The sequence below is a fragment of the Marinobacter litoralis genome (genome assembly GCF_003336705.1).
In the GTDB taxonomy this organism is placed as follows: Bacteria; Pseudomonadota; Gammaproteobacteria; order Pseudomonadales; family Oleiphilaceae; genus Marinobacter; species Marinobacter litoralis.
Map to the genome: position 1 here is coordinate 67,573 of NZ_QMDL01000001.1, position 24,586 is coordinate 92,158.

General features: G+C 52.2%; 22 protein-coding genes. 17 read left to right on the top strand and 5 right to left on the bottom strand.

The window, feature by feature from the left end; genetic code table 11:
* Positions 1 to 36: 36 nt before the first annotated feature.
* The 5 genes from DOQ08_RS00335 to DOQ08_RS00355 all read left to right on the top strand — a co-directional run bounded on the left by DOQ08_RS00335 (position 37) and on the right by DOQ08_RS00355 (position 4,658).
* Positions 37 to 939 (top strand): septal ring lytic transglycosylase RlpA family protein, encoded by a 903-nt coding sequence (locus DOQ08_RS00335; protein WP_114332930.1) that lies wholly within the window; start codon positions 37 to 39, stop codon positions 937 to 939.
* Between the two features lie 67 nt (positions 940 to 1,006).
* A complete protein-coding gene (locus DOQ08_RS00340; RefSeq protein WP_227537429.1) occupies positions 1,007 to 2,158 on the top strand; it encodes a D-alanyl-D-alanine carboxypeptidase family protein in 1,152 nt (383 codons plus the stop codon).
* Between the two features lie 43 nt (positions 2,159 to 2,201).
* Positions 2,202 to 2,471 (top strand): HP0495 family protein, encoded by a 270-nt coding sequence (locus DOQ08_RS00345; protein ID WP_114332932.1) that lies wholly within the window; start codon positions 2,202 to 2,204, stop codon positions 2,469 to 2,471.
* Positions 2,471 to 3,109 carry a lipoyl(octanoyl) transferase LipB gene (gene lipB / locus DOQ08_RS00350; protein ID WP_114332933.1) on the top strand — a complete coding sequence of 213 codons (639 nt, stop codon included), beginning with the start codon at positions 2,471 to 2,473 and terminating at the stop codon, positions 3,107 to 3,109. The genes DOQ08_RS00345 and lipB overlap by 1 nt, the downstream gene beginning before the upstream one ends.
* Before the next feature lie 151 nt (positions 3,110 to 3,260).
* Complete coding sequence (locus DOQ08_RS00355) at positions 3,261 to 4,658, top strand: ABC1 kinase family protein (protein ID WP_114332934.1); 1,398 nt, start codon at positions 3,261 to 3,263, stop codon at positions 4,656 to 4,658.
* Positions 4,659 to 4,660: 2 nt separating this feature from the next.
* On the opposite strand, the gene DOQ08_RS00360 is transcribed toward DOQ08_RS00355, so the two are convergent.
* Positions 4,661 to 5,086: a YqaA family protein gene (locus tag DOQ08_RS00360; RefSeq protein ID WP_114332935.1), complete on the bottom strand. Its 426-nt coding sequence runs from the start codon at positions 5,084 to 5,086 to the stop codon at positions 4,661 to 4,663.
* 57 nt (positions 5,087 to 5,143) lie between these two features.
* Here DOQ08_RS00360 and DOQ08_RS00365 point away from each other — a divergent pair, with 57 nt between their 5' ends.
* Positions 5,144 to 7,270, top strand: coding sequence for a methyl-accepting chemotaxis protein (locus DOQ08_RS00365; protein ID WP_114332936.1), 2,127 nt, complete (start codon positions 5,144 to 5,146; stop codon positions 7,268 to 7,270).
* Positions 7,271 to 7,418: 148 nt separating this feature from the next.
* A complete protein-coding gene (locus DOQ08_RS00370) occupies positions 7,419 to 7,661 on the top strand; it encodes a GrxA family glutaredoxin (RefSeq protein WP_114332937.1) in 243 nt (80 codons plus the stop codon).
* An 85-nt stretch (positions 7,662 to 7,746) separates the two neighbouring features.
* On the opposite strand, the gene DOQ08_RS00375 is transcribed toward DOQ08_RS00370, so the two are convergent.
* Positions 7,747 to 9,009, bottom strand: coding sequence for a 6-phosphofructokinase (locus DOQ08_RS00375; RefSeq protein WP_114332938.1), 1,263 nt, complete (start codon positions 9,007 to 9,009; stop codon positions 7,747 to 7,749).
* Positions 9,010 to 9,153: 144 nt separating this feature from the next.
* On the opposite strand from DOQ08_RS00375, the gene mpl reads away from it, so the two are divergent.
* From mpl to DOQ08_RS00400, 5 genes are all read left to right on the top strand, one after another.
* Complete coding sequence (mpl, locus tag DOQ08_RS00380) at positions 9,154 to 10,548, top strand: UDP-N-acetylmuramate:L-alanyl-gamma-D-glutamyl-meso-diaminopimelate ligase (protein WP_114332939.1); 1,395 nt, start codon at positions 9,154 to 9,156, stop codon at positions 10,546 to 10,548.
* Positions 10,541 to 11,152, top strand: coding sequence for a flavin prenyltransferase UbiX (locus tag DOQ08_RS00385; RefSeq protein WP_114332940.1), 612 nt, complete (start codon positions 10,541 to 10,543; stop codon positions 11,150 to 11,152). The genes mpl and DOQ08_RS00385 overlap by 8 nt, the downstream gene beginning before the upstream one ends.
* 133 nt (positions 11,153 to 11,285) lie before the next feature.
* Positions 11,286 to 12,425: an acyl-CoA dehydrogenase family protein gene (locus DOQ08_RS00390; protein WP_114332941.1), complete on the top strand. Its 1,140-nt coding sequence runs from the start codon at positions 11,286 to 11,288 to the stop codon at positions 12,423 to 12,425.
* Positions 12,426 to 12,567: 142 nt separating this feature from the next.
* Positions 12,568 to 14,541, top strand: coding sequence for a hypothetical protein (locus DOQ08_RS00395; RefSeq protein ID WP_114333853.1), 1,974 nt, complete (start codon positions 12,568 to 12,570; stop codon positions 14,539 to 14,541).
* Between the two features lie 352 nt (positions 14,542 to 14,893).
* Complete coding sequence (locus DOQ08_RS00400) at positions 14,894 to 15,694, top strand: BRO-N domain-containing protein (RefSeq protein WP_114332942.1); 801 nt, start codon at positions 14,894 to 14,896, stop codon at positions 15,692 to 15,694.
* A gap of 32 nt (positions 15,695 to 15,726) precedes the next feature.
* On the opposite strand, the gene DOQ08_RS00405 is transcribed toward DOQ08_RS00400, so the two are convergent.
* Positions 15,727 to 16,686, bottom strand: coding sequence for an endonuclease (locus tag DOQ08_RS00405; protein ID WP_114332943.1), 960 nt, complete (start codon positions 16,684 to 16,686; stop codon positions 15,727 to 15,729).
* A 330-nt stretch (positions 16,687 to 17,016) separates the two neighbouring features.
* On the opposite strand from DOQ08_RS00405, the gene DOQ08_RS00410 reads away from it, so the two are divergent.
* Positions 17,017 to 17,253 (top strand): helix-turn-helix domain-containing protein, encoded by a 237-nt coding sequence (locus tag DOQ08_RS00410; RefSeq protein WP_114332944.1) that lies wholly within the window; start codon positions 17,017 to 17,019, stop codon positions 17,251 to 17,253.
* A gap of 10 nt (positions 17,254 to 17,263) precedes the next feature.
* Positions 17,264 to 18,205 (top strand): hypothetical protein, encoded by a 942-nt coding sequence (locus DOQ08_RS00415; protein WP_114332945.1) that lies wholly within the window; start codon positions 17,264 to 17,266, stop codon positions 18,203 to 18,205.
* Between the two features lie 23 nt (positions 18,206 to 18,228).
* Here the strand turns inward: DOQ08_RS00415 and DOQ08_RS00420 are convergent, their stop codons facing one another.
* Positions 18,229 to 19,332, bottom strand: coding sequence for a DNA cytosine methyltransferase (locus DOQ08_RS00420; protein ID WP_114332946.1), 1,104 nt, complete (start codon positions 19,330 to 19,332; stop codon positions 18,229 to 18,231).
* A gap of 433 nt (positions 19,333 to 19,765) precedes the next feature.
* On the opposite strand from DOQ08_RS00420, the gene DOQ08_RS00425 reads away from it, so the two are divergent.
* Entirely contained in the window at positions 19,766 to 20,326 is a 561-nt protein-coding gene (locus tag DOQ08_RS00425; RefSeq protein WP_114332947.1) for a recombinase family protein, read from the top strand.
* A 199-nt stretch (positions 20,327 to 20,525) separates the two neighbouring features.
* Here the strand turns inward: DOQ08_RS00425 and DOQ08_RS00430 are convergent, their stop codons facing one another.
* The gene (locus tag DOQ08_RS00430) at positions 20,526 to 20,858 is read right to left on the bottom strand and encodes a hypothetical protein (RefSeq protein WP_114332948.1); all 333 of its coding nucleotides are present in this window, start codon (positions 20,856 to 20,858) and stop codon (positions 20,526 to 20,528) included.
* A 152-nt stretch (positions 20,859 to 21,010) separates the two neighbouring features.
* Between DOQ08_RS00430 and DOQ08_RS00435 the strand changes: the two genes are divergently transcribed.
* Both DOQ08_RS00435 and rnhA read left to right on the top strand, forming a co-directional pair.
* Positions 21,011 to 22,396 carry a hypothetical protein gene (locus DOQ08_RS00435; RefSeq protein WP_114332949.1) on the top strand — a complete coding sequence of 462 codons (1,386 nt, stop codon included), beginning with the start codon at positions 21,011 to 21,013 and terminating at the stop codon, positions 22,394 to 22,396.
* An 805-nt stretch (positions 22,397 to 23,201) separates the two neighbouring features.
* Entirely contained in the window at positions 23,202 to 23,675 is a 474-nt protein-coding gene (rnhA, locus tag DOQ08_RS00445) for a ribonuclease HI (RefSeq protein ID WP_114333854.1), read from the top strand.
* The last annotated feature ends 911 nt before the right edge of the window (positions 23,676 to 24,586 follow it).

The following is a 24,586-nucleotide window of genomic DNA, read 5'->3' on the forward strand; positions in this document are numbered from 1 at the left end:
GCTCTGACAAACCAACACGATGAGTTGCGCGCAGCTATGGCGAACATACTGAACATAGGTTTTTGGGTGGCAGTAGTCACAGTGGTCTTGTCCGGCTGCTCCAGTACCCCAGAAATCGACCATTCTTCACGATACACCATCAAGCAAGACCGGGCACCAGACGGAGATTACGACGTCAGTGGTCTGGCCGATGCCGAGCCTCGCTACGAAGCTCCCCGCCGGGCAGGGAACAAGTCGCCCTATAAGGTCTGGGGCAAAAGCTACCATGTGGTTGATTCCAATGACGGATACGTAGAGCGTGGAACCGCCAGCTGGTACGGACAAAAGTTCCACGGCCACAAAACGTCGAATGGCGAAGTATTCAATATGTACAGCATGTCGGCTGCCCATAAGTCGCTTCGCATCCCGAGCTATGCCCGAGTGACCAATTTGGATAACGGCCGCTCTGTGGTTGTTCGGGTGAACGACAGAGGGCCGTTTCATGGTGACCGCTTGATCGATTTATCGTACGCGGCGGCCAAGAAACTGGGATACCAATCCCGCGGTACGGCGCGCGTGGAAGTGGCAGCTATTACCGTAAAACCCGACGGCTCCATGTTCTTGGCCGGGCAGCCTTATAGCCCGAATGGCGAGACAGTAATGGCCAAGCCGGCTCCGGAACCTGTTGCACCAGAAGAGCCGGCGGTTGAAAGTACCCGCAAGGCTTTGTTTGTGCAGCTTGGGGCTTTTGGTAGCCTGGAGCCTGCCAATGCAATGCTTGCCCGAGCTCAGCGAGAGCTTGATGATCCGGTCCGGGTGCGGCAAGTTTCAACGAGTAACGGGCGTTTCCATCGGGTGCAAGTGGGCCCGTTTGGCAGTGAAGATGATGCCCGGTATGCCCAGAACCTGATTGAAGCAAAAGGTTTCGGCAACTCCATTGTTCTTACGGACACACACTGAACCCTGAGTTCAGGACACACATAAGACGAACCTCTGACAGCGAATGAAACGACCCATGGTTTTCAAAATGTTTACTCGAATCTTTCTTCTGGCTCTGTCTTTGACAGTGTTCTCCGCGCAGGCCTCCGCGCAATCTGTACTGATACCTTCGGCGCCCAAAATAGCCGGCAGCTCCTGGGTGCTGATGGATCCGCTCAGTGGCCGTGTGATCATGGAACACAACAGTAACGAGCGCTTGCCGCCGGCCAGTCTGACCAAAATGATGACGGCCTATATTGTCGAGCGTGAGCTGGACGAGGGCCGGATTTCCATGCAGGACGCCGTGCCCATTAGCGTGAATGCGTGGCGCACCGAAGGGTCTCGTACCTTTCTTCGTGAAGGTACCACCGCAACCGTTCACGATCTGCTCAAGGGCGTGATTATTCAGTCAGGTAACGACGCTTCGGTAGCTTTAGCCGAGTTTATTGCCGGCAGTGAAGAAGCTTTCGTCGATATCATGAACCAGCAAGCCCAATTGCTTGGCATGAAGAACACGAACTTCCGGAACGCCACCGGTTTGCCGGCACAGGATCATTTCTCTACCGCATACGATCTGGCGCTTCTGGCGCGGGCCATTATTCAGGATTACCCGGAAAACTACCCGATCTATGCTGAGAAGCATTTTACTTACAACAACATCCGTCAGCCGAACCGCAACGCGTTGCTGTGGCGTGATGACAGTGTGGATGGGCTGAAAACCGGTCACACTGAAGAGGCGGGCTACTGCCTTGTCGCGTCTGCGAAGCGAAACAATACCCGTTTGATTGCCTCGGTGATGGGTACCAGCAGCTCGGCAGCCCGGGCTCAGGAAGTTCAGAAAATGCTCAATTACGGTTTCCGTTATTACGAAACCGAGCGTCTGTTCCGTGCCGGCCAGGAGCTGATGGCGGCTGATGTCTGGGGTGGTGTGGCTGATCACGTGTCGGTGGGTATGGCCGAAGATGTCTACGTAACGATTCCACGCGGTTCCCGCGATAAACTGCAATCGACGGTGGACCTTGATTCTGTGATTAAAGCGCCCATTAAGATGGGTCAGGAACTGGGCCAAGTGCGTGTGCAGCTTGATGGTGAAACCGTGGTCGAGCAACCGGTTCTGGCACTGACTGAAATTGAGCAAGGCGGTCTGTTCAAGCGCCTGTGGGATTCCATCAAGCTCTTTTTCATTCAATTATTCAATTAAGACCGCGCGGATTGTCCGCGACGACGTGGGAGTATAAGGCGGCATGACTGAGCCGAAAGCACCGAAAATCGAGTTTCCATGCGATTACGTGATCAAAGTCATCGGAGACTCTGCTCCGGATTTTATCGATGTGGTTGCCGCCATTGTCGAAAAGCATTCGCCGGGCATTGATAAGGCTGCCATTACCGTTAATGACAGCCGAAATGGACGGTTTTGCTCGCTTCGGGTAAAGATTGTGGCTACCGGGGAACCTCAGCTCAAAGCGCTGTTCGAAGAACTAAAGGCTACTGGCCGGGTTCATATGGTGCTGTGATGGCAGATCTTATCGTCCGCTCTTTGGGGCAACAGCCGTACATGGACGCGTGGGAAGCGATGAAATCCTTCACCGAATCCCGCGACGACAATACGGTTGATGAGCTTTGGTGCCTCGAGCATCCGAGAGTGTTTACCCAAGGGCAGGCAGGTAAGGCTGAGCATATCCTTTTGCCGGGTGATATTCCGGTGATCCAGGTGGATCGCGGAGGGCAGGTCACCTATCACGGCCCCGGGCAATTGGTTGTTTATTTGCTCATTGATCTGACCCGGCGCAAGTTGGGTGTTCGGTCGCTTGTCGATGAGATTGAACAAGCAATCGTTCGCACATTAGCCCACTACGATATCAAAGCGGCGCCGAGGTCTGACGCTCCGGGGGTTTATGTTAACGGCGCGAAAATAGCCTCGCTCGGGCTGCGGGTGCGCAAAGGGTGTTCGTTTCACGGGCTGGCATTGAACGTGAACATGGATATGGAACCGTTCTCTCGCATCAACCCGTGTGGCTATGCCGGCATGTCGATGTCGCAGGTCAGCAATTTTGTGCCGGGTGTTTCGGTGTACGACGTCGAACAGCATCTGGTTAAAGAGCTGATTGCAGGGTTGGCGGGGCAAGACGTCGAGTTCAAACAGGGCTGGTAAAGCGGCACGCATTGGCCCGTATAGCAATCCTTGTGGGGCGGACGGGATAAGTTGTCTGCGCGCAGTGTCGATATAATGTAGCGTGAGAGTTGTTGGGCGGTACCTTTAACTGGCCACATATTCGAACACCCCACATTAAGACAGGTTCTTCATGTCTACCAAAAAGCCCGCAAAATCTGTTTCTCGCATCAAGACTGGCAGCTTTGAGCGCCGACTGTCTCTGACCAAGGCCGGCTTGTTCGCCGGAACCCGCATGGCCTCCCACATGGCCACTAACTGGTTCAGCAGCAGAGAAACCCGTGATCAACGGCACCGGGCCATGTTGTCGAGCCAGTCCCGTTTTCTGGTGGATGAGCTGGGCAAACTCAAAGGCAGTGTGGTGAAGATTGGCCAGGTAATGGCCTTATACGGCGAACACTTTTTGCCGGACGAAGTGACCGAAGCCTTGCATACCCTGGAAGATCAGACTACTTCGTTGGAGTGGCCAGCCATAGAGCGTGTGCTGAAGGAAGAAATAGGCGCTGATCGGTTGGCGGAGCTGGTGGTAGACCCCGAACCTATCGGGGCCGCGTCTTTGGGGCAGGTACACCGCGCAGTGCGGAAACGCGATGGGCTGGAACTGGTGCTGAAGGTTCAGTATCCGGGGGTAGCGGATGCCGTAGACAGTGATTTGAACGCGGTGGCCCAGTTGTTGAAAGTCGCCCGCCTGGTTAGCTTTGGCCCGGAGTTTAATGACTGGCTGGAAGAAGTTCGGGAGATGATGCACCGCGAAGTGGATTATCGGCTGGAAGCTCGCACCACTGAAAAATTCCGGACCATGCTCATTGAAGACACACGGTTCGTTGTGCCGCGGGTGCTGCCGGAATATTCGACCGATCACATCATCGCTTCCACCTACGAGCATGGCTATTCTGTGGGCTCGCCTGAAGTAGCGGCTTTACCCCAGGCTCGGCGTAGTGAGCTGGGGAAAGCAGCTCTTGAGTTATTCTTCCGGGAGCTGTTCGACTGGGGCGAAATCCAGACCGACCCGAACTTTGGCAACTATCGAATCCGAATTGCCGACGAGCCGGGTGAAGATAACCACCGGGACAAAATCGTGTTGCTCGATTTCGGCGCCGTGCAAAGCTATTCAGATGAATTCCTCGCGCCCGTGATCCAGATGATCCGGGCGTCCTATGAAGGTGATCTCGAAGCCGTGATTGATGGCGGGGTCACGCTAAACTTCATGAGCCGGGATTGGCCGGAAGCGGTGTTGGAAAAGTTTGGTGCTGTGTGTATGTCGGTATTGGAGCCTCTGGCCCAAGATCGCAGCGAGTGGCCGGATTACGCCGTAAACAGCCAAGGTGAATACCGCTGGCGGCAAAGCGACTTACCGTCGCGCGTTGCCAAGCAGGCCGCCCGCTCGGCTATCAGCCGGTACTTCCGGGTGCCGCCCAAGGAATTTGTGTTCCTGAATCGAAAGCTGATTGGCGTTTATACCTTTATCGCCGTGTTGTATTCGGAGTTTAACGGCGAAGACATTCTCCGGCGTTATCTCTACCCCGAGTAACGCTAGCTGAAGGCTTTCTCAACCGCCCAGATGACCAGGGCGTAGCGAAGGCCTTTGCCTATTCCTACCAAAACAATAAAGTTCAGCCAGGGTACCCTCATCACGCCCCCGATGAGTGTCAGGGCATCCCCGCCCAGTGGCAGCCAGCCGAGCAACAGTGACCATTGACCGTACCGGTTAAAGCGGTTTCGGGCCTTGTGCAGTTGCATCTCACTAATCGGAAACCAGCGTTTGTCTTTAAAGCGATCGACCTGCCGGCCGATAACCCCGTTAACAACAGAGCCCAATGTGTTCCCGAGGGTAGCCGCGAGCCAAAGCCAGAACAGGGGCAGCCCTTGATTTGCCAAAGTGCCCAGCAGTATCTCGGAATACGCGGGTAGCAGGGTGGCTGCTGCAAAAGATGTCAAAAACAGGGTGAGGTACGCCATGGGCGCTCCATGTTCTACTATGGGTTTTAACGCTTACTTTAATGGGTTTTACGTTCTATGAAACACCTATCGCTCCGTTTCAAGCTATACGGCTTAGTGATCGCGCTGTTGTTGCTGCTCAGTCTCAGTATTGTTTTGACCGCCCAGTGGTCATTGGGATCGATGAAGGAGCGGTTGTCCGATGATACGCGCGATACCGTGCAGGGTATTGTGGTGGACCAGCTCAGTGCAACTGCCGGCCAATATGGGGAGCGAGTGGTCGGCAAGTTTGAAGCCGCCTACCAAACACCGGAAACGCTCCGGATTCTGATCAGCCAAAACATAGAAAACGACAAGTTCGGGCGGATGAGCCGGTGGGCACTGCAGGATGCACTTCGAGCCGTTCTGCAGGAACAGTCTGATATCAGCGCCATTTATGCCCAATTTGAGCCTGATGCCTACGATGGTTTAGACGAGTTTTTCAAAGACGGTGCTGCAGAACACAGCAGTGATGAAGGCACGTTAGATATTTACTATTTTCGGAACCCTCAGGGCGAAATCGAGTTCAGTCGCACAGAAGATCCCTCTGAAAAGTATCTGGATGCCCGCAATGAGTTTGGTGACCGCGAGGCAGAGTGGTACCTGTGTGCGATGGATTCTCTTCAGCCTTGCCTGCTGGAGCCCTACGACTATGAAATCGAGGACGGCTACTCGGAACTAATGACGAGCCTTATTGTACCGGTTTTGAGTGACGGGCAGTTTGCCGGAGTGGTCGGTATCGACATCAATCTGAGCACGCTTCAAACCATGGTGACAGAGGTCAGTCAGGGACTGTTTAATGGTGAATCGAAAGTCACCTTGCTGAGTGAACGAGGTCTGATTGCTGCTTCCAGTCATTATCGGGAACATCTGGGGCGGCCACTTCAGGAGGCCATGCCAGAGCTGGCATCGGATTTTGTCAGTCTGCACAAACAGGACGGCGGTTACGATGATGGCCACACGCTTGCGGTTGCGCACCCAGTCAAGGTTGCCTTGTCTGGGAGCGAGTGGTCACTGTTAATCGAATTGCCCAGAGATGTGGCGTTGGCCCATGTGAGCGAAATCATCGCTCTGCTGGACTCTGATGTGACAACTACTGCGACGCGGCAGGCAGTTGTTGCAGCGGTTGTGGTGTTGATTGCCATTGCTCTACTGATTCTTCTGGTGCGCTCGGTGACAAGGCCTTTGAATGAGATTCGGGATCGGATGCAAAATTTGGCGAGCGCGGAAGGTGATCTAACCCGAGAGCTGAAGATTGATACCCACGCGGAACTGATTGACCTGGCGGGCGGCTTTAACCAGTTCCTTGCCCGCCTGAGAGAAATGATCAGCGACTTGAAAGCGGTCAATATCAAGGTGCGGGCCCAGGCCACCGACATGGGCACGGTCAGCCGGGATATTGATGACCAAACCGGCCAGCAGCACGGCGATATCGACAGTGTGGTTACCGCAATGAATGAAATGTCCGCAGCGGCGGGTGAAGTGGCCGGTTTTGCCGGTGAAGCGGCCGATAACGCCCGTGCTGCGCGGGACGGCATTCAGTTTACCCAAGACACCCTGGGCGCAGCGGTTAAAGAGGTTGATGCGCTGGCGAATGATATGGGGCAGGCCAGTTCGGCGATTGGGCATGTGGAACAGCGTAGCGAAGAGATCAACCGGATCATCGAGGTCATTCGCGGAATCGCAGAACAGACGAACTTGCTGGCGTTAAACGCGGCCATCGAGGCGGCTCGCGCGGGCGAACAAGGTCGTGGATTTGCCGTGGTGGCAGACGAAGTACGGAGTCTGGCTTCGAAAACCCGTGAATCCACCGACGAAATCAGCGATATGATCGAAGCGTTGAAAGGCGATGTCACGGGGGCCGTGTCGGTGATTCAGCATGGTGTAGATCGTGCCTCCGGCGCTGTAGATGGCACCCGGGAAGCGGCCCATTCTCTGGCCACGGTTGTTGACCGTATCGGAGTAATCGTTGAGCACGTCACTCAAGTGGCGACGGCGGCCGAAGAGCAAAGCTCCGTGAGTGAGGAGATCAACCGCAACCTGACTAATATCGGGGATGCGGCTACGGACCTGCGTGAACTGGCACAGCGAGTGCGCCAAAGTGGTGAAGCGCTTGACGGCCAGGTTCAGGTATTGGATGGAGAGTTGAAACGCCTGAAAACCTGAACTCGGCCTCCCGCTAAGTATCGGTGCTTACTATGAGCACTATGCGCAGGATCAATTTTTAATTTTTTCTGCGCGTGTCATTATTTGTCGCAATTACAGTTTTTGTCTTATTCACCACAAGGCGTAGCCCTTGATGCAGGAGGTTGTTATGGAACAGGTCACGATATACGGTCGCGCAAGTTGTGGTTTTTGTTTGCGAGCCAAAGACCTGTGTGAATCTCAGAGCATTCCCTATACCTGGATTGATATGGTCGAGCAGGGTTTGAGCAAGCAAGATGTGGCTGAGCGGATCGGTCAGCCCGTGCATACGGTACCCCAAATTCTGGTAGGGTCTGAATACGTCGGTGGTTGTGATGAGTTTTTCGCGTACGTGCGTCGTCACGGCGTGTAAAAACAGACTCCGCAGATACGCCTCAGCGGCACAAAAAAGCCCGGTTACTTCTCAGTAGCCGGGCTTTTGCTTTCAGGTCCGCTGATCAGAGTTTGAATTCTGTCTTCAGCTTTTTCTCGACCAATTGGTTTTTCAGCTTGGCAACCTTCGGCAGGCCATTTTCAAAAGGCGGGAAGTTTTCCCCTTCGATCAGCGGCTGAAGGTAGTCGCGGCAGTCCTGAGTAATGCCGAAGCCGTCATCCGTGATGTAGTGGATGGGCATTTTCTTTTCCTGGTTCGCCACTTCGCTCAAATTGGCTTCGCCGATCGACCAGCGGTAAGGCTTGGCCTGATCGCGCACGATGGTGGGCATCAGTGCCTGCTTGCCGGCCAGAGCCATTTCCACAGCGGCTTCACCAACTGCGTAAGCCTGTTCAACATCCGTGGCAGACGCGATGTGGCGAGCAGAGCGCTGCAGATAGTCCGCAACAGCCCAGTGGTACTTGTGGCCCAGAGCTTGTCTGACCATATTCGCCAGAGCCGGAGCGACACCGCCCAGCTGGGTGTGGCCGAAGGCATCTTTAGCGCCGGCGTCGGCAACAAAGCGGCCGTCGTCGTATTGGGCACCTTCAGAGGCTACAACCACGCAGTAACCGTAGTCTTTCACGCACTGATCAACACGGGCCAGGAACTTCTCGCGGTCGAACGGGATTTCCGGGAACAGGATGATGTGAGGCGGTTCACCTTCTTCCTGACCGGCCAAGCCACCTGCGGCTGCAATCCAGCCAGCGTGACGGCCCATCACTTCCAGAATGAACACCTTGGTGGAAGTTTCGCACATGGACTTGATGTCCAGGCTGGCTTCCAGAGTCGAAGTGGCAATGTATTTGCCAACCGAGCCGAAGCCCGGGCAGCAATCGGTGAACGGCAGGTCGTTATCGACGGTTTTGGGAACACCAATGCAGGTGATGGGGTAGCCCATTTTGTCGGCCAATTGAGACACTTTGTAAGCCGTGTCCTGGGAATCGCCGCCACCGTTATAGAAGAAGTAGCCGATGTTGTGGGCACGGAACACTTCAATCAGTCGCTCGTATTCACGCTGATTTTCGGAAAAGTTCTTCAGCTTGTAGCGGCAAGAGCCGAACGCACCGCCCGGTGTGTGGATCAGCGCCTGAATGTCTTCATCTGATTCCAGGCTGGTATCGATCAGTTCTTCGGTCAGGGCACCGATGATACCGTTGCGACCGGCGTAGACTTTTCCGATCAGATCCGGGTACTTGCGTGCGGTCTGGATAACGCCGCATGCGCTAGCATTGATGACGGCGGTTACTCCGCCAGATTGGGCATAAAATGCGTTCTTGATCGCCATCGCGGGCTCAAGCCTCCTGCTGGTTCAAAGTTGCCGCGAATGATACGCCAAACACGGTCGTTTTTCATGAGGGGATGCCGACTCTTGACCCCGCAGAAAGTATGGTAGAGGCTTGGCAGGATTCAAATCGGAGGCAATATCCTAATGCATATACATATTTTGGGCATCTGTGGCACGTTCATGGGCAGTTTGGCCGTGATTGCGCGGGAACTGGGTCATACGGTGACCGGTTCCGATCAAGGTGTTTATCCCCCCATGAGCACACAGCTTGAGGCCCAAGGTATTGCGCTGATGGAAGGCTACCGGGTGGAGAATCTGGAGCCCAAGCCCGATTTGGTGTTGATCGGCAACGCCATGTCTCGGGGCAATGTAGAAGTTGAGGCGGTTCTTAATCGCGGTATCGATTACATGTCTGGCCCGGAATGGTTGTCTCGGGAAGTACTAAGACACCGGTGGGTGATGGCGGTCGCTGGCACCCACGGAAAAACCACGACCACCTCTATGTTGTTATGGATTTTGGATCAGGCGGGATTCGATGCGGGTTATCTGGTGGGCGGCGTGCCACAGGATTTTCCGGTGTCGGCCCGGTTGGGTAGCAGTGATTTCTTTGTCATTGAAGCCGATGAATACGACAGTGCGTTTTTCGACAAGCGTTCCAAATTTATTCACTATCGCCCGAATACGCTGATTCTTAATAACCTTGAATACGATCACGCGGATATTTTCGACAGCGTCGAGGCCATCGAGCGCCAATTCCACCATGTGGTACGCACGGTGCCGTCGCAAGGGCTGATCATTCGCCCCGCCGTGGATAAGCATTTAGACAAGGCGTTGGATATGGGGTGTTGGAGTCCGGTTCAGGACACCGCCATTGGCAGCGAAATATCCCGTACCACCGACTGGCGCGCGGAACTCCTACGGGAAGACGGCAGCCAGTTTATGGTGATTCACCATGAGCAGCCGGTGGCGGTATTGAAGTGGAATCTGACCGGTCAACACAACGTTCGTAACGCGCTCTCGGCCATTGCCGCAGCGCGCCATGTGGGCGTGACGCCGGATCATGCAGTGGCGGCCCTGTGCCGGTTCTCCGGCGTAAAACGCCGCATGGAACGAGTGGGGGAGGTTGGTGGCGTGACCGTTTATGATGATTTTGCCCATCATCCCACCGCGATTACCTCCACATTGGAAGGATTGCGGAATCAGGTGGGTGACGAGCCGATTCTGGCCATCATCGAGCCTCGTTCCAACACCATGAAGCAAGGCGTGCACCAGCAAACTCTGATCCCCAGCACGGCAGCAGCAGACCGGGTGCTGTGGGGTAATCTCAGTGATATGGATTGGTTGCCGGAGTTGGTGGAAAGCTGGCGGGCAGAACACGGAGAGCTGGATCATCACAGTGTCGAGAATTCTGTCGAGACGCTGATTGCCCGCGCATTGGAACAACTGCCGGAAACCTGCCACATTGTCATCATGAGCAACGGTGGTTTTGGTGGTATTCACCGCAAACTGGTCGCCGAATTGGAGAAAGTGCGTGGCTGAGGCACCTCAGGTCGTTAATCTTGCTATCACCGGCGCTTCTGGCGCCCAATATGCGCTGCGATTGATTCAGTGTCTGGTGGCCAATGGTTGCCGGGTGAACGTGATGGTCAGCCGCGCAGCGCAGGTGGTGATTGCCACCGAAACCGACTTCCGCCTGCCGGGCTCGCCGCCTGCTATGGCCGACGCGTTTACCGCATACGCCGGTGCCGACGAGGGCCAGATTCAGGTGTTTGGTCGTGAAGACTGGTTCTCGGCTCCGGCCTCGGGGTCGGGTGAAAAAGCCCCGCTGGTGATTTGCCCCTGTAGCACCGGGACACTATCGGCGTTAGCCACCGGTGCCAGCAACAATCTCATTGAGCGTGCCGGTGATGTCGCTCTGAAAGAGCGCCGGCCGCTGATTTTGGTGCTGCGGGAATCCCCTTATTCAGAAGTGCACCTCGAGAACATGCTCAAACTTACCCGCATGGGCGCTGTCATCATGCCGGCGAGCCCCGGGTTTTATCACAAACCGCAATCGATTGAAGACTTGGTGGATTTCATGGTGGCGCGGATTCTTGATCATCTGGGTCTTCCGCAAACGTTGGTTCCGCGCTGGGGAGAATAGAAAGCAGAGTAGGGCCATTGCTTGCGTTGGTTTTGGCCAAAGCGATTGATGGTTTTCACCATTGAGTGCGCGCCTCCCTCGTCACAGACTGGTTAAAGATAAAAACAAGCCACTCGACACGCGAGGTTCTGCCATGATTCCACGTACTCTGTTTGATGCCGATCTTGAAGGTTTTCGGGATTCCGTTCGTAAGTTTCTCGAGCAAGAGGCGGCGCCTCACCATGAACAATGGGAAAAAGACGGCCAGGTCAGCCGGGAAATCTGGCACAAAGCCGGCGAGCTGGGCTTTCTGTGCCCGACATTGCCTGAAGAATACGGCGGTGTAGGGGCAGACTTCCGCTATTCCGCTGTGGTCATGGAAGAAGTGGCCAAGGCCGGTTTGACCGGCATTGGCTGGAGCCTTCACTCGGATATCGTCGCCCCCTACATCTATAACTGGGGTACCGACGAGCAGAAAGCGCGTTACCTGCCCAAGCTGGCTTCCGGGGAAATGGTGGGTGCCATCGCCATGACCGAGCCAGGTGCCGGTTCTGACTTGCAGGGCGTGAAAAGCACGGCCATTAAAGACGGTGATCACTACCTTTTGAACGGTTCCAAAACCTTCATCACCAACGGTCAGTTAGCGGATCTGGTTGTGGTGGTCGCGAAAACCGATCCCAAAGAGGGCGCCAAAGGCACCAGTTTGTTCATCGTTGAGTCAACCGCTGAAGGGTTTGAGAAGGGGCAGAACCTGAACAAGGTGGGCATGAAGGCGCAGGATACGTCTGAGCTTTTCTTTCAGGACGTGAAAGTGCCCGCAGAGAATCTGTTGGGTGGCCGCGAAGGGCAAGGCTTTATTCAATTGATGAGCGAGTTGCCGGCTGAGCGGCTGCAGGTGGCTCTCACGGCCGTAGCGGCTTCGGAAGCAGCTTGGCAGTGGACTCTCGATTACGTGAAAGAGCGGAAAGCATTTGGTAAGCCGGTTGTGGCGTTCCAGAATACCCGTTTCAAACTGGCGGAACTGAAAGCTGAAATTACCGCTGCCCGCGTGTTCACGGATCGCTGCCTGGAACTTCATTTGGAGAAGAAGCTGGACATCCCAACCGCGGCAATGCTCAAGCAGCACACCACCGACCTGCAATGCAGAGTCATGGACGAGTGCGTGCAGCTGCACGGTGGTTACGGTTACATGTGGGAGTACCCGATTGCACGCGCATGGGCCGACTCACGTGTGCAACGCATCTATGCCGGCACCAACGAAATCATGAAAGAAATCGTCGCCCGCTCGTTCTAATATCCCTCCAGACGACAGGCTTTGAGCGATCAGGCCTGTCGTTTACCAAACTTTACAATTTGCCAAGCCGGTCAAGGTCTCCGGCTTCGGTATTCCCTACAGTAACGGCACAACCTTCTAACAAGGATAAATGGTTGCCGTGATGAAACGCCTGCTCAGTCTTTCCGTCCCCCTTTTAACGCTTGCGCTCGCCGGTTGTGGCGAAGATTCAGACCAACTGCCGGTTGATGGTCGTGATTTTGACGGCGTTGGCTACAGCAAGCCTGCGCCTTATTCGGGGCGCGTTATTGATGGCTACCTTCGGAACGCTCGCGTTTGGCTGGATCTGGATGGCGATGGGCAATATAGCGAGGGTCCGCTCGAGGTTTCATTGGCGAACGGTGAAACTTACACGCTGGCCAACGGCGAGCCCACGGCCATGACCGTTGCTGGCGGGCGCTTTGATCTCGATATTTCCGAGCTCGATGTGCCGGGCACTTTGGGCAAAGATTTAGACCCCAGAGATTATCCGCTGTATGCGCTGGCGTTGCCGGGCAAAACCGTGGAAGAAACCCGTCACGGTGAGGTGCCGGTCGCGCGCGCTTTCCTGATGTCGGCCAGCCCTGGTGTGACCAACGTGACGCCGCTGACCACGCTGGCACGCTACCGTGCTGTTGTGGGGAACTCCATTAGCCCAAAGCTGGGCCTCATTCCTCCGGAACGGTTTGCAGACCTGAACGGGCTGAACTTGCTGAACGATTATGTGCTTGCCAGCGATGACAGGGCCCATGCTTATGCCCGAGCGTTAGTTCGTTTTATGGCGAGCCAAATCCCGGACGACTACAACGCGTTTCTGGCTGAAAGTGGTAGCGATGGGAAGCAGCGTTTCTTAACAGAAGAGTCCGTGCGGTTACTGGGTATCTCGTTAGTTCAGAATGCCGCTGAGGTGATGGATTTGGTGGACGCTGCGGCAACCGGTGGGTATGCCAACGTCGACGTGGATACGCTGGCATTGCCTGTTGTTCCCATTGAGCTCAGCAACCCCGTGCTTTTGACCGCGGTCAAAGTGTCTGCTGATAACAGCAAGTTGCCCTCAAGAGACCTGAGTCCGTCGGCCGAATTGTTCTTTGACTATTCGGAAGGCGGGCAGTTGTTGTCGGTGTCCAGTCGGGGCTGCATGGACCCATCGTTGCCTGAATTGATGCGGCTGGTGCAGGTGGATGGCTATATGGGATTACTGCAAACGCAGTGGTTGCCCAGTGCGTCATTGTCGGACCAAGGCCAGGAGCTCTACGAACAAGGCGGTACTCATGAGCAAATCGTTTTCGATTGGGAAAAGAAGCGTGCTTATTTTGATACTGAGACCCTGTGCCATAAGGACACCCAAGGTATAGAGCCAGAAATCACTGAACTGGAGGGAAGTCCGGAGATTGTATGGAGCTGGGCGGATAAGACTGCCGTGGTTGAGTCTGTTCCAGGGCTTCCCGATCGGACGATTTCATTTTTGGTTGAGCACTCGCCGGCTGAGGGATCAGAGGTCATGGAGGAGGCGGATAAGTCGAAAAGAAGTTGGGTTAGTGGGTACCGCGTTGAATCCGAAGCGGGCGGTGAAGTGGAGCGTGCGGTTGCGTTCTTGGAGGCAGGGTCAGGCGATGTCTGTACGCCGAAGAATCCCGATGATGATCCCGCTGTTCTAGAAAACCCCTATGTGACCCGGCTGTTCGGTGTAACTCTCTCTGAAGGGCCGGTTTCTTATGAGAGTGCCTACGAATACGACTTCCGCAGTTACAGTGAGCCTCCCTTGGAGCACGGCGGGGAGGGCGGTCCCGAATTGAATGTTCAGCGGCTACTGAAATATCCGGTACAAAATTCTGCCGCAGCGAGTCTTGGGCGTGTAGATTCGGAAAGCGGCGCGTTCCGGTGGAATTTGACCTACCCAAGGCTCAACCAAGACGGTGTCACCGAAGAAACTGTAAACCATATTCAGCAAGCTGAGCTGAAGCGAGCCGGCAACACAACGGCATGTGGTGAGCCTGTTCAAGAGCGAAGCGGAGTCGCATATGCGCAGCTAAGTTATGAGTACAAGACCCTCACGGATTATTTGATCGACGGGCTAGAGGGTGAAGTTTCTGAATAGCTAGAAAATCGGGGATGCGACAAGCGGTGCGTCTACGCGACTGCCGCTTTTTTTAACGGATAAGAAAAAGACCAAGCATTAGGGCTTGTTGAGCGATTCAAAAAAGGGTGTTTTCGATGCCATTTCCTGAGGAAGGAAATGGTGCCGAGGAGAGGACTCTCTTGGCTTCAGATTAAGTGCTTTTGAATCAAGTGCTTGCAGTCTATCTGGTGTCGCTTTGTGTACCAGTTAAAGGTACTATCAATCTAGGGATGATGGCTTTGGTGTTCGGGCAAGTCAAGTCACCACACTAACGGGCATTTTGGTTTATGGTAATGTTGGCTTTATTCTGATATTGAGCTGGAGAGTTGTTGTGAGGGAATCTGCATCTTTTAACCAAATCGTCTTGTCATACCCAGGGACTGCGGGTCATCAAGAAGTTAGAACTATCATGAGAGGCGAGGAAGTCCTCTTCAGCTTGGCTGACGTTGTGAGAGTGTTGGCAGCGGAGAATGGTCGGCTGTCTGGAGGTGATGCAGGTAAAGGATTTAAAGGATTGTTTGCTGCTCAGATTGAAGCGCTAGAGTCGGATGAGCATGAGGTAGTAAGCGAACCTCAAACGAGAGGCTATGACCTTCCGCACCAGACATACGTAACCCAACCAGGACTATTTCGGGTGGTTATGAGGGACACCAGTCCAGCAGCAAAACAGTTTCAACGCTGGGTTCTGCACGATGTGCTGCCATCCATTCAAAGGCATGGAACCTACCCACCTCCAACGAAAAATGAAAGCTCTTCAGAAATCCGTCGAGCAACAGAAATATTGCTGCAAGAGATTAAGGCTAGAGAGGCGCTTGAGCAGAAGACTAAAGAGCTAGAGCGCCAGACCAAGGCAAAGTTTATAGAGCACGAAAACCGTATTGACGAGTTGGCGGGAAGAATGTCGGTTCAGGTCGGCTCAGACCGTCTGGCGGGGTGCATCAGTGTTCATGATTACTGTGCTGGTCGGGGGTACGACACAACAAAACTCCAGTTTGTATTCGCGATGTCTCAAAAATTGAGTCTGGAGCAAAGTGTGCCGCATGGGAGACGGGAAAGCTCGGGCAACAGCATGGCTGATATTGTATTTAATCCGACAATCATTGAAGAAGCTATAAAGCATCACGATTGCTGAGTGCTGGCAGAGGCACGTCGTAGCTCCCGTTGTTAGCGACAGTTTCCTGCCTTGCGATACCCAGCGTCCACTGCTTCAGCCTCAGACGTAAAGGAAACACGGTTTTTTGGGGACACTCGGTCATAGCTTGGACAACCGACTGACAGATGGAACACCTTACTGTTCCGGTTGCCTCTGACCTCTTGGTATCGAGGGTCTGACTCGGAGTGCTTAGATTTGTTACTTTGAGCTAACTGAACAGATAACCCAGAGCCACTATTCTTGTGTCCGATCTTCCAAGACTGTTCGCCTGTCACGAAGGGATTATTAACGCCTGTTACTTGGGCAATTCTCCGGCTTCTCTCTAGTTCCCATGGGGTGACGGGGAATTGTTTGTGCCAAGCCATGAATAACTGCTGCTGTTGCTTGCTCATGCTCAAGTTGTAGCGGTCATGGATGTAAAAATAAGTGCGAGCAATTTGCCCCCTAACTTCAGGGCGAGGCTCTACAACGCGTTCTTTGAAGTCGATTTCAACGTCACAGTGCCCGTAGGCCCTGGGTTCACCTGAAATCACTCCGAACTTGTAGTTGCTGCGGTCGCCATTGACCTCTCCGATTGCAGGCACGAGGTTATGCATATCGGCTTCCATAACTGAGAACAATGGGTCATTGCTGCGACAGTTACGCCTTCCGCCTTCCTTCCAGCACTGTCTCTGATGGCCCATGACCCATGCGGGGACTACATGCTCCCACTCAAGCCTTGCAGCTCGGTTTTCCTGCTTTCTGACCCCATAGTTACAGGAGAGGTGATCTATACGTCCGCCAGACTTTCCTGCCCATGACCAAGAGCAGCCGCAGTAGAACGTGCCAGTTAAAGCTTGTGATTGATCTTCGTAAACTACCTCTCGAGACAACTCTTTGGCTTTGCGGAAAGTAAGAGTGTCTGCTGCAGCGTTAGGTAGGTGGGTAATAGCAGTTAAAAGAGTTAGGACGGAGGTAAGAGCTAGCTTCATGCTTTCTGTTCAGTTTCATGAGGTTGGGGGGGGAGCGGAGTGTGGACTGTACCTGTAACCCCTCAACTCATAAACAGGTTTGACCAAAAGTTTTTGTCAGAAAAATTTGAGCCCCCTTTTTAAGAGAGCCCTACGTGGATTTCCCCCCATACCCCCCCGTGCTGCAGGCCGTAAACGAGAGTATAGATTTCTAACTTAATTTGGAGCTTTAGGTCTGTTGCGTTGGGCAGTCCTTATTTTTCGGAGCTCCTTCCAACTTAATCTCTGTCTTAGTCTTAATGCTACTCATAGTCTGTCGACGGAGAGTCATCGTTCGGGTGTACTTTGGTGATGAAAAAGCACTCTGAACAAGCACTTGCCGAACTCGGCGCACGGATTCGTCAAACTCGATTAGCGAGAGGGTATTCGCAGGATGAGTTGGCTGATTTATGTGGCATGCATAGGACTTATATTGGTTCTGTCGAGAGGGGCGAACGGAACTTTTCAGTTCTTAACCTTCTGAAGATTGTGAAAGCTCTCGATGTCAGTGTGAATGCATTGTTTGGGGATGAAAAGCCATCTGATTAGAGAGTGGTTTATGTCTTACCCTAGCGTTGACGATATAAAAGAACATTACAAAAAAAGAAACCTCAAGGATTTGTTTGATCTCTCTGTTAAGTGTCATCAGTATGTGATGACTAATACCGAGCATACAGACGAATTCAACGGCTATTCGATGCGCCACGATAAGGGCTCCGCCAATGAGGGTGTCCGTCCGATAAATATTGAGCTGTTCATTACGGAAGGGTTTTCAAAATGGTCTGATAGCATCGTTGAATATCTCGGGCAGGCGCATCCTGAAGCCGGCTCTGCATTCCGATACGATCAGCGTAGGCTTATATATACGATGCAGCAAAGCGTTGGTGCATATCTTGACTTGATATCTGATGCGCAAAGTGCCCGAAAGATAGTTGGCGAATTTTTTGAGGGGCTAGTGGGTCAGATTTTTGCGAGTCAGTACTCGGTCAGCTCTGGTACTATAGCGTTCAATATCCAGGAAGCTGAGGCCTTAAGCGATGAGGTGAAGGCAGCTTTGGGTACGGCTGAGGACGAAGTACTTAAGCTAAGTTTTGATAAGCTAGTTAGGCCGCGAAACCATGAAATTAAAAACAACATGGACCTGACACCTCCTTGTATCGTTTGTGGTGTGAAAACTACGACGAAAGATAGAGGGGTTATGTTCTATGTCGACAAGTTTTTCTACCAGCAGACCCATTCCCAGCGTCCAAAATTTATTGCGGTTGTTCTGAATGATGTTCAGAGAAAAAGGAAAAAAGGGGTAACCGTTGGGGTTTCGTATACATTTTTAAGCGGACATGACAGGCTGTATCGCCATCTGCTCGATCCTTTGGATGCCTACTATTATGTAGACCCCCCACCTACAGCATTGCTGGCAATGGAGGACTCAAGAAGTAACATGAGGACAATCGATTGCATGATTAACGATGACCTCCCCGCGTGGCTGGGGGCTAATAGTTAGTCGCCCAGCCAGCTGAGATTTGATTATATTGCAAGGCTAAATTGGGAGGCTGTTGTAGTTACAGATTCTTGCGCGGTGCCGCCGCCTGCTAATGCGGTTTTGATACTCTCTCCAATTGCTTGAGCAAGAGGAGGGGGGACCGCATTACCGATCTGGTGGCGAACTTGGTGTCGGTTGCCAGCAAAGACGAACCAATCTGGGAAGCCTTGTAATCGAGCGGCTTCCCTTGGGGTTAGGGCTCTATTTTGCTCTGGATGGCCATATCTACCGCGAGTAAAACTATCAAACCCGCCTGTGATTGTAGGGCACTGTTTGTCCCAGCTTAATCGGCCATAAACGTCTGGCCAGCCCCCTGCCTTAGGGTCTGTTACTTTATGGCATTCAAGGCGATGTTCCCAAGGTATATCTTTCCACCCGCCTCCTTGAGGAACAAAAGAGAACCTGAGCCGGTTCTTTTCAGATATACGCGTAGTCATATGGTTTGGGTAGTTGGGGTGCTCTGAGCAATCGCTTGGAGGAGGTGGCAGGTCCCCGATTGCCTCTTTTACGGTTTTCCAAGTCTTTACGCTTGGCTTGGGCGCATCGAACCTGCCTGCAATATCTCTTCTAATCCCTACAAGGATGAATCTTTCTCTCGTCTGAGCGAGCCCAAAATCGGCAGAGTTGTAGAAGTTGGGGTTCAGGTAATACTCATCATGTAAAGCTGCTGAGAGCTCTTCGAGATACGCTTGCCCTCTTTTTTGGCCAAACACAGCAACGTTTTCGAGGATAAATGCTTTGGGCATCACTCCATCGATTAGCTGTACATAATCCTTGATCAAGAAGTTGCGTTTGTCCTCGAGCAGATGCGCCCCACGCCGTTGTTTTGAAAACCCTTGGCAGGGTGGTCCGCCGGACATGAGGTCTAGTTCCCCACGTTCAACATCTACTATGCTTAAAAGCTGCTGTGGAGTTAGCTTGTTTACGTCTGCTTGCGTTGCGCTTCGCTCAAAATTCTTGTTATAGGTCGCTACTGCACTTGCTTCAAGATCAGCAGCAAACTCTACAGAAAAACCCGCGTTTTTGAGGCCAAGTGACATGCCGCCACAGCCGCAGAATAATTCGATACAGCGTAATTTGTCGCTCATGTGTAACCTCAGAAATGGACAGTAAAGTTTACCCACTTGAGGCGTACTCTTCAACGCAGTGGCGTTTACATCCTTATCATCAGTTTAAGGAGGTTTCTATGCTGAGTAACGTGCTAGCTATTTTAGTGGCTCAATGAAGCTGTCGTGATTGTGCACTTCAGAATTCACGGAGGGGGCGTGGTGTGACCTGCTTTAGTATTCCCAGCGTGTTTTGGTTTGAAGCTCACGTGTCGTTGTTTGTTTCTCTTGCGACAACGTTAGTGGGCGCTTTTTTGATTCGTGTCCAGTTAAGTAAGCTTGTTGGACACCAATGCCGCCTAGCCCTCAGCCCTTGTTGTTCTGTGTCTATATAACTCGTTTTTTTAATTATTGACACTCTGTCTATGTAAGTCTTAGAGTTTTATGGACATCATGGTTCATTGAGGGTTGTGAATTGAAAGGACATCACGTTGCTTACATTCGTGTCAGCTCTGTTGATCAGAACACTGACCGCCAGCTTGTGGATGTTGGCATTGAGTTTGACGAGACTTTCACTGATAGGGTCAGTGGTAAGAATAGAAATAGACCGGCGCTACAGGAGTGTCTCAGGCACGTCAGAAAGGGTGACTGGCTCCATGTGCATAGTATCGACAGGCTTGCTCGAAACATGGTCGATCTTCTAGATATTGTTGAGGAAGTAACACGACGGGGTGTGACACTGCAGTTCCATAAAGAGAAGTTGACCTTCACTGGCGAGGAGACTCCTTTTCAAAGACTCCAGCTCCAAATGATGGGTGCCTTTGCGGAGTTTGAGAGGGCAATGATCAATGAACGTCAGCGCGAGGGTATCGAAGCAGCTAAGAGAAAAGGCAAGCAAATCGGAGCGAAGCCAAAGTTAAGTCCTGGGCAAGTTGAAGAGATACGAGCGCTAATTGCCGAAGGTGTTTCTAAGAAGCGTTTGGCGGAGAAGTATGGGGTAAGTCGTCAGACGATATACGCGTCTCTTGATCGATGATAGTTGTGATTCCGTGTCATGCCTAAGTTGAATGGATGACGCTGGGGTGTAATCAGTAGCGGGGTGGGAAGCTAGTTGTTTTTGACGCAATAAGCCCGTCCCCGCATTGAGTATTGTTCGTTGGCGTGTTTTGCCGAGGCTTGTATGGATGACCGAGAAAACCACCCCAATGCTCACCGTGAGAGCCGCAGGATAGCAGTCACTGTTCCATGAAAGCCCGCATGCTCTCCCTTAGTTTCGCCTCTCTCTCTTCATTGATTCGGTCGGTGGCTTCTCGTAAAGAGGGGTTTCGGTCGATGAGAATTTCGGTAAGCAGTTCTGCTGATTTAATGGATAGCTTGCCGTAGTTTTCAAATTGATAACCCTCCTCGTAGCAGTAGTAGATATCACCTCGCGCAATAGAGTTACCGAATTGGTCTATGTGGTCTTTCCGCGCTTGAACCTCTCTGAAGCAGAGTTCTTGCGGATATAGAGCAGAAAGCCGCTTCATGTTTGCTGCCAGTTTGTCTGATGGTGTGAGATTTCCGGCCATATGACATCCTCCTTGTTGTTTGTTGGACTTAAAGGGTATCACAAAAAAATACTTTAAAATCAATGAGATCGATGTCGGGATTGTCTCGATGTTGGGATTTTCTTGAGCGAGTTTAGTCGGCCCTAAGAGGAGAACCTAATAGGGAGGCTTTAATGAACTCGAAACCCCAATATTTACTGAACAGCAAGCAGTCCGTAACTGAAATCGCTCTACCTGTGTTCGTTGGCGAAAACTATAAAGCATCGGCGCTTTTGGGAGCTAAAGTGTATTCGGTAGGTGTCGTGCCTGGCGATTGTAGCGATGGGCTTGTCGGCCCTCCTGTCAACGAGTTGCTCGGCTCTTTAGGTGGTTACTCAAAGCGATACAGACAGGGTTACTTGGACAGTTTGTCCGTTATCTTGTTAGCCGGTTTAAGCCTGAGTCGATTTCAGGAAGAGACTCAAGACCCATCTGCTTTGTACGCCTTATGCCTGCCGAGAAGAGATCAGAACTTCAAGCCAAAGAGTCGGTATAGGGTAAACGCTATCGGCCATACGCAATGGTGCAAGATAATTGACCAAATGGTATGTGCGGGGTTTCTAACAAAGCTTGGCGGCGGATACAGAGGGAAGGGACATTTCAGCGGTATCAGCACGCTCTATAGCCTCACTGACAAGTTGATCAAGTGGTTCGAGCAGACCTCAACGAACATGTGGCTTGAGCAATTGAGTGATCACCGCGAGACTATTTACTTAAAGACCAAAGAAGTCAAAACCATTAAGGGTAAGCCGGTCGCTGTAAAGCTATCGGTTGACTACGAGGATGACGATACGACACGTAGTTTTCGTGATCAGCTCTTGCGCATTACCGAGGTCTGTCAGGCTCATCGATTTACGGTTTTGCCCAAGGGAAAAATGACCCGAGAGTTTCTACCTCCGACGATGCTTGATTATACGAGGAGTTTTAGAGATGACTTTGAGGGTGGAGGTAGGGTGTATTGCCGTGCCCAATGCATATCCCAGGAAAGCCGGAAGACGCTCACTATAGACGGTAGGCCGACGGTTGAGTTGGATTACAAGTCCCATCAGATACGTATTCTCTACCACTCTAGGGGCGTTGAAGCTGAAACTGATTGTTATGCTGACCCCCACCTTCCTCGGTCGCTCATAAAAGCCGCAACTACTCGAGTCATGAATTGTTCTGATGAGAAACAGGCAGTGCGTGTTCTTAGTCAACTGCTAAAAGAGGAGGAGTCTAAACAGGAGGGTGCTGCAACTTTGCCAGAACGGCTTGGTGCGAAAGCTTTGTTGGAGACGGTGTTAAGGCTAAACCCCATTATCAAAGACGCTATGAGCGATACGCTTTGGCGAGAGCTTCAGTACATAGAGAGCTGTATTGCTCTGGGCATAATGGATGTGCTGGCGAGCAACGGAGTGCCGTGTCTAGGAATTCATGATTCTTTCGTTGTGCCAAAAGATGCTGAGAACCTGTTACGACAACTTATGATGGAGAAGTACTACGAACGATTGGGCTTCTATCCAATAGTTTCGGAGGCATAGAGGGAGGAGTCAGTTCACTGGTAGGTCTATGAGCATAAGCTCCCTGATTAGCCTGGAGTTGGTAACTAAGTCATTGACCGGTTGACCCCAGGTTAGTCAGGGAGTGTTCTAGGTATGACTCATAGTTGAAGGGCTACTCAATCAGGACTAGTACTAGATAGAGAACTCATGCAAGGACTATTGGTGTTGGCTCTGGTTTGGGCTTTAGTTATGACTTAATGTCAATAACGGGGCAGCTAATTGGTGTTTAAAAACAGAGAGTTATAGGTTGTCGTCTTTGCCCGAAGCTGACTTCTTGGGAAAGCGTGAGGCGGAGAAGTAGAAGTGAACGAAGGAGCGATACCCTATTGTTTTCAGCTGTTACTTCCCCGCAAGTTGGACTATCACGCATCCTCTCAAAGACCCCAGCGAGCGTCTGTCGGTCAGCAAAAGCTCAAGGTGGTTTCTGAGTGCTTCTTACAGGCCGCCAGAGCCTCATTCCAGGTCATATCCAAAACCTTGAACTTGGATGAAGAGCCATTGTTCTACGCGCTATAACGCTAGGGAGAGGGCTTGGTGACATCTACCTTGATTCTCACCAGCCACTTTAGTTGTCATGAGAATAGAACCGTATATTGGGTTGCAGATGGTTTTAGGTCACGCCACGGGGCGAGGCCGGATGACGATATGTGAGGTGTAATGACTCAGACTACTGCCTCCGATTCCCAAAGCTGACCTTCTATCCAGTCTTTTTGTCGTCCCAAAGAAGAAACCGTCGCGTTAGTTCGCGGCATAACCGACAAAAGACTTATAGGAGGTCATGATCATGACGACGAACAATTCTACTATCACGATTCACACCGATGGTGTTTGCAAGCGCAACCCTGGCCCAGGTTCATGGGCAGCAATTATCGAAGACGACAAGAAGCGTTTCTTAATAGCTAATCGAGTGGGTCAGACCACAAGCCAGAGAATGGAGCTTACTGCGGCTGTCAAAGCGCTCAGTGTTTTAAATAGACACGTAGGCAGGCCGATACGCTTGGTTACCGACTGTCAGGTGTTGGTTAAAGGAATGACGGAGTGGCTGGTGGGCTGGAAGGCTAGCGGCTGGCGGAAGTCAGATGGGAAGCCGGTCTTGAATGTAGAGCTTTGGCGGCAACTTGATGTGTTCAACGAGAAACATACGATCACATGGGAGTGGGTCAGGGGGCATAATGGTCATCATGGGAATGAAGAGGCCGATGCTCTCGCTAACCGAGCGCTGATTGAGGGTCGCATCTCGGAGGAGGTATACCTTTAAGTTTAGGGAGCTTGTGGCTCGTTTTGAGGCCTAAAACTACACTGAGCAATGACTTTTATGGGCTCGCCATGGTTGGTGCTGTAGGGCTTTTAAGCTGGTTTCAGAGCGGTGTTTTGAGGCTTGGAGTCTCTGACTGAAATTTAGTTTCTTGGCTTAAAAGGCCTGCTATCTTCGGTAGCTTCAACCAATGGTCGGAATCAGTGGTAAGTCACTGATGATGAGCCTTTGGTTATGACACGCAGCGCTAGTATTGACCCAGAAAATGAAACTGGTGGTGTGTGATTGACGGGAAGTTGGCCATTGAGACTGGGGTTGTGAAGGTTTTGAGTGCAGACGCTTCATGACCTCAGGTTCTCTGGGGGGCAGCTACGCCTGATCAAAACCTCTACAGTAGTTTGCTCCATACGCGCAGCGCTGAAGAGCTTGGGCCACTTGACCTCGGGATTTTGTCGTACCAAAGGATAGAGATGCTTAAAGTTTGACCGATAGTTTGGTGTAAGACCCGTTTTCAGTACATCTGAATGACCATTGCTTAGTAAGGGGGAGTAATGGTTCTGGGGGGTAAGGGGGGTAACTTAAAGTTTTTAACTCAGGTTTTAAGCTACTTAAGCTTTATCTCTACTAGCTCCTATTGCTCAAGGTCTAAGTTGGAGTTCTGACCTCTGGTCTAACTTAGAGTTGAGCCTCAGGTATTGGTCTGAGTTGTTTCCAGGTTGGGTGAAGGTAATCAAGAGCTTGCGCCTCTGGATAGAGGAAGCAGGATGGTCATAACTATAATTAGCTTTATTGCTTTGAGGAGGTCGCCCTGGGTATGACGCTAAGCTTACCCATGATTTGCCCCTTTTTCTCAAGTGTCTGGCTACAGATGCGGTATAGCCTCCTCCTCAAGCTCTGGAGGTGATGCAGGGTCA

Excerpts from the sequence above, each read along its gene's own strand:
- DOQ08_RS00335 (WP_114332930.1), top strand. The coding sequence starts at position 37 with ATGGCGAACATACTGAACATAGGTTTTTGGGTGGCAGTAGTCACAGTG.
- DOQ08_RS00340 (WP_227537429.1), top strand. The coding sequence starts at position 1,007 with ATGTTTACTCGAATCTTTCTTCTGGCTCTGTCTTTGACAGTGTTCTCC.
- DOQ08_RS00345 (WP_114332932.1), top strand. The coding sequence starts at position 2,202 with ATGACTGAGCCGAAAGCACCGAAAATCGAGTTTCCATGCGATTACGTG.
- lipB (WP_114332933.1), top strand. The coding sequence starts at position 2,471 with ATGGCAGATCTTATCGTCCGCTCTTTGGGGCAACAGCCGTACATGGAC.
- DOQ08_RS00355 (WP_114332934.1), top strand. The coding sequence starts at position 3,261 with ATGTCTACCAAAAAGCCCGCAAAATCTGTTTCTCGCATCAAGACTGGC.
- DOQ08_RS00360 (WP_114332935.1), bottom strand. The coding sequence starts at position 5,086 with ATGGCGTACCTCACCCTGTTTTTGACATCTTTTGCAGCAGCCACCCTG.
- DOQ08_RS00365 (WP_114332936.1), top strand. The coding sequence starts at position 5,144 with ATGAAACACCTATCGCTCCGTTTCAAGCTATACGGCTTAGTGATCGCG.
- DOQ08_RS00370 (WP_114332937.1), top strand. The coding sequence starts at position 7,419 with ATGGAACAGGTCACGATATACGGTCGCGCAAGTTGTGGTTTTTGTTTG.
- DOQ08_RS00375 (WP_114332938.1), bottom strand. The coding sequence starts at position 9,009 with ATGGCGATCAAGAACGCATTTTATGCCCAATCTGGCGGAGTAACCGCC.
- mpl (WP_114332939.1), top strand. The coding sequence starts at position 9,154 with ATGCATATACATATTTTGGGCATCTGTGGCACGTTCATGGGCAGTTTG.
- DOQ08_RS00390 (WP_114332941.1), top strand. The coding sequence starts at position 11,286 with ATGATTCCACGTACTCTGTTTGATGCCGATCTTGAAGGTTTTCGGGAT.
- DOQ08_RS00395 (WP_114333853.1), top strand. The coding sequence starts at position 12,568 with ATGAAACGCCTGCTCAGTCTTTCCGTCCCCCTTTTAACGCTTGCGCTC.
- DOQ08_RS00405 (WP_114332943.1), bottom strand. The coding sequence starts at position 16,686 with ATGAAGCTAGCTCTTACCTCCGTCCTAACTCTTTTAACTGCTATTACC.
- DOQ08_RS00410 (WP_114332944.1), top strand. The coding sequence starts at position 17,017 with ATGAAAAAGCACTCTGAACAAGCACTTGCCGAACTCGGCGCACGGATT.
- DOQ08_RS00415 (WP_114332945.1), top strand. The coding sequence starts at position 17,264 with ATGTCTTACCCTAGCGTTGACGATATAAAAGAACATTACAAAAAAAGA.
- DOQ08_RS00420 (WP_114332946.1), bottom strand. The coding sequence starts at position 19,332 with ATGAGCGACAAATTACGCTGTATCGAATTATTCTGCGGCTGTGGCGGC.
- DOQ08_RS00430 (WP_114332948.1), bottom strand. The coding sequence starts at position 20,858 with ATGGCCGGAAATCTCACACCATCAGACAAACTGGCAGCAAACATGAAG.
- DOQ08_RS00435 (WP_114332949.1), top strand. The coding sequence starts at position 21,011 with ATGAACTCGAAACCCCAATATTTACTGAACAGCAAGCAGTCCGTAACT.
- rnhA (WP_114333854.1), top strand. The coding sequence starts at position 23,202 with ATGACGACGAACAATTCTACTATCACGATTCACACCGATGGTGTTTGC.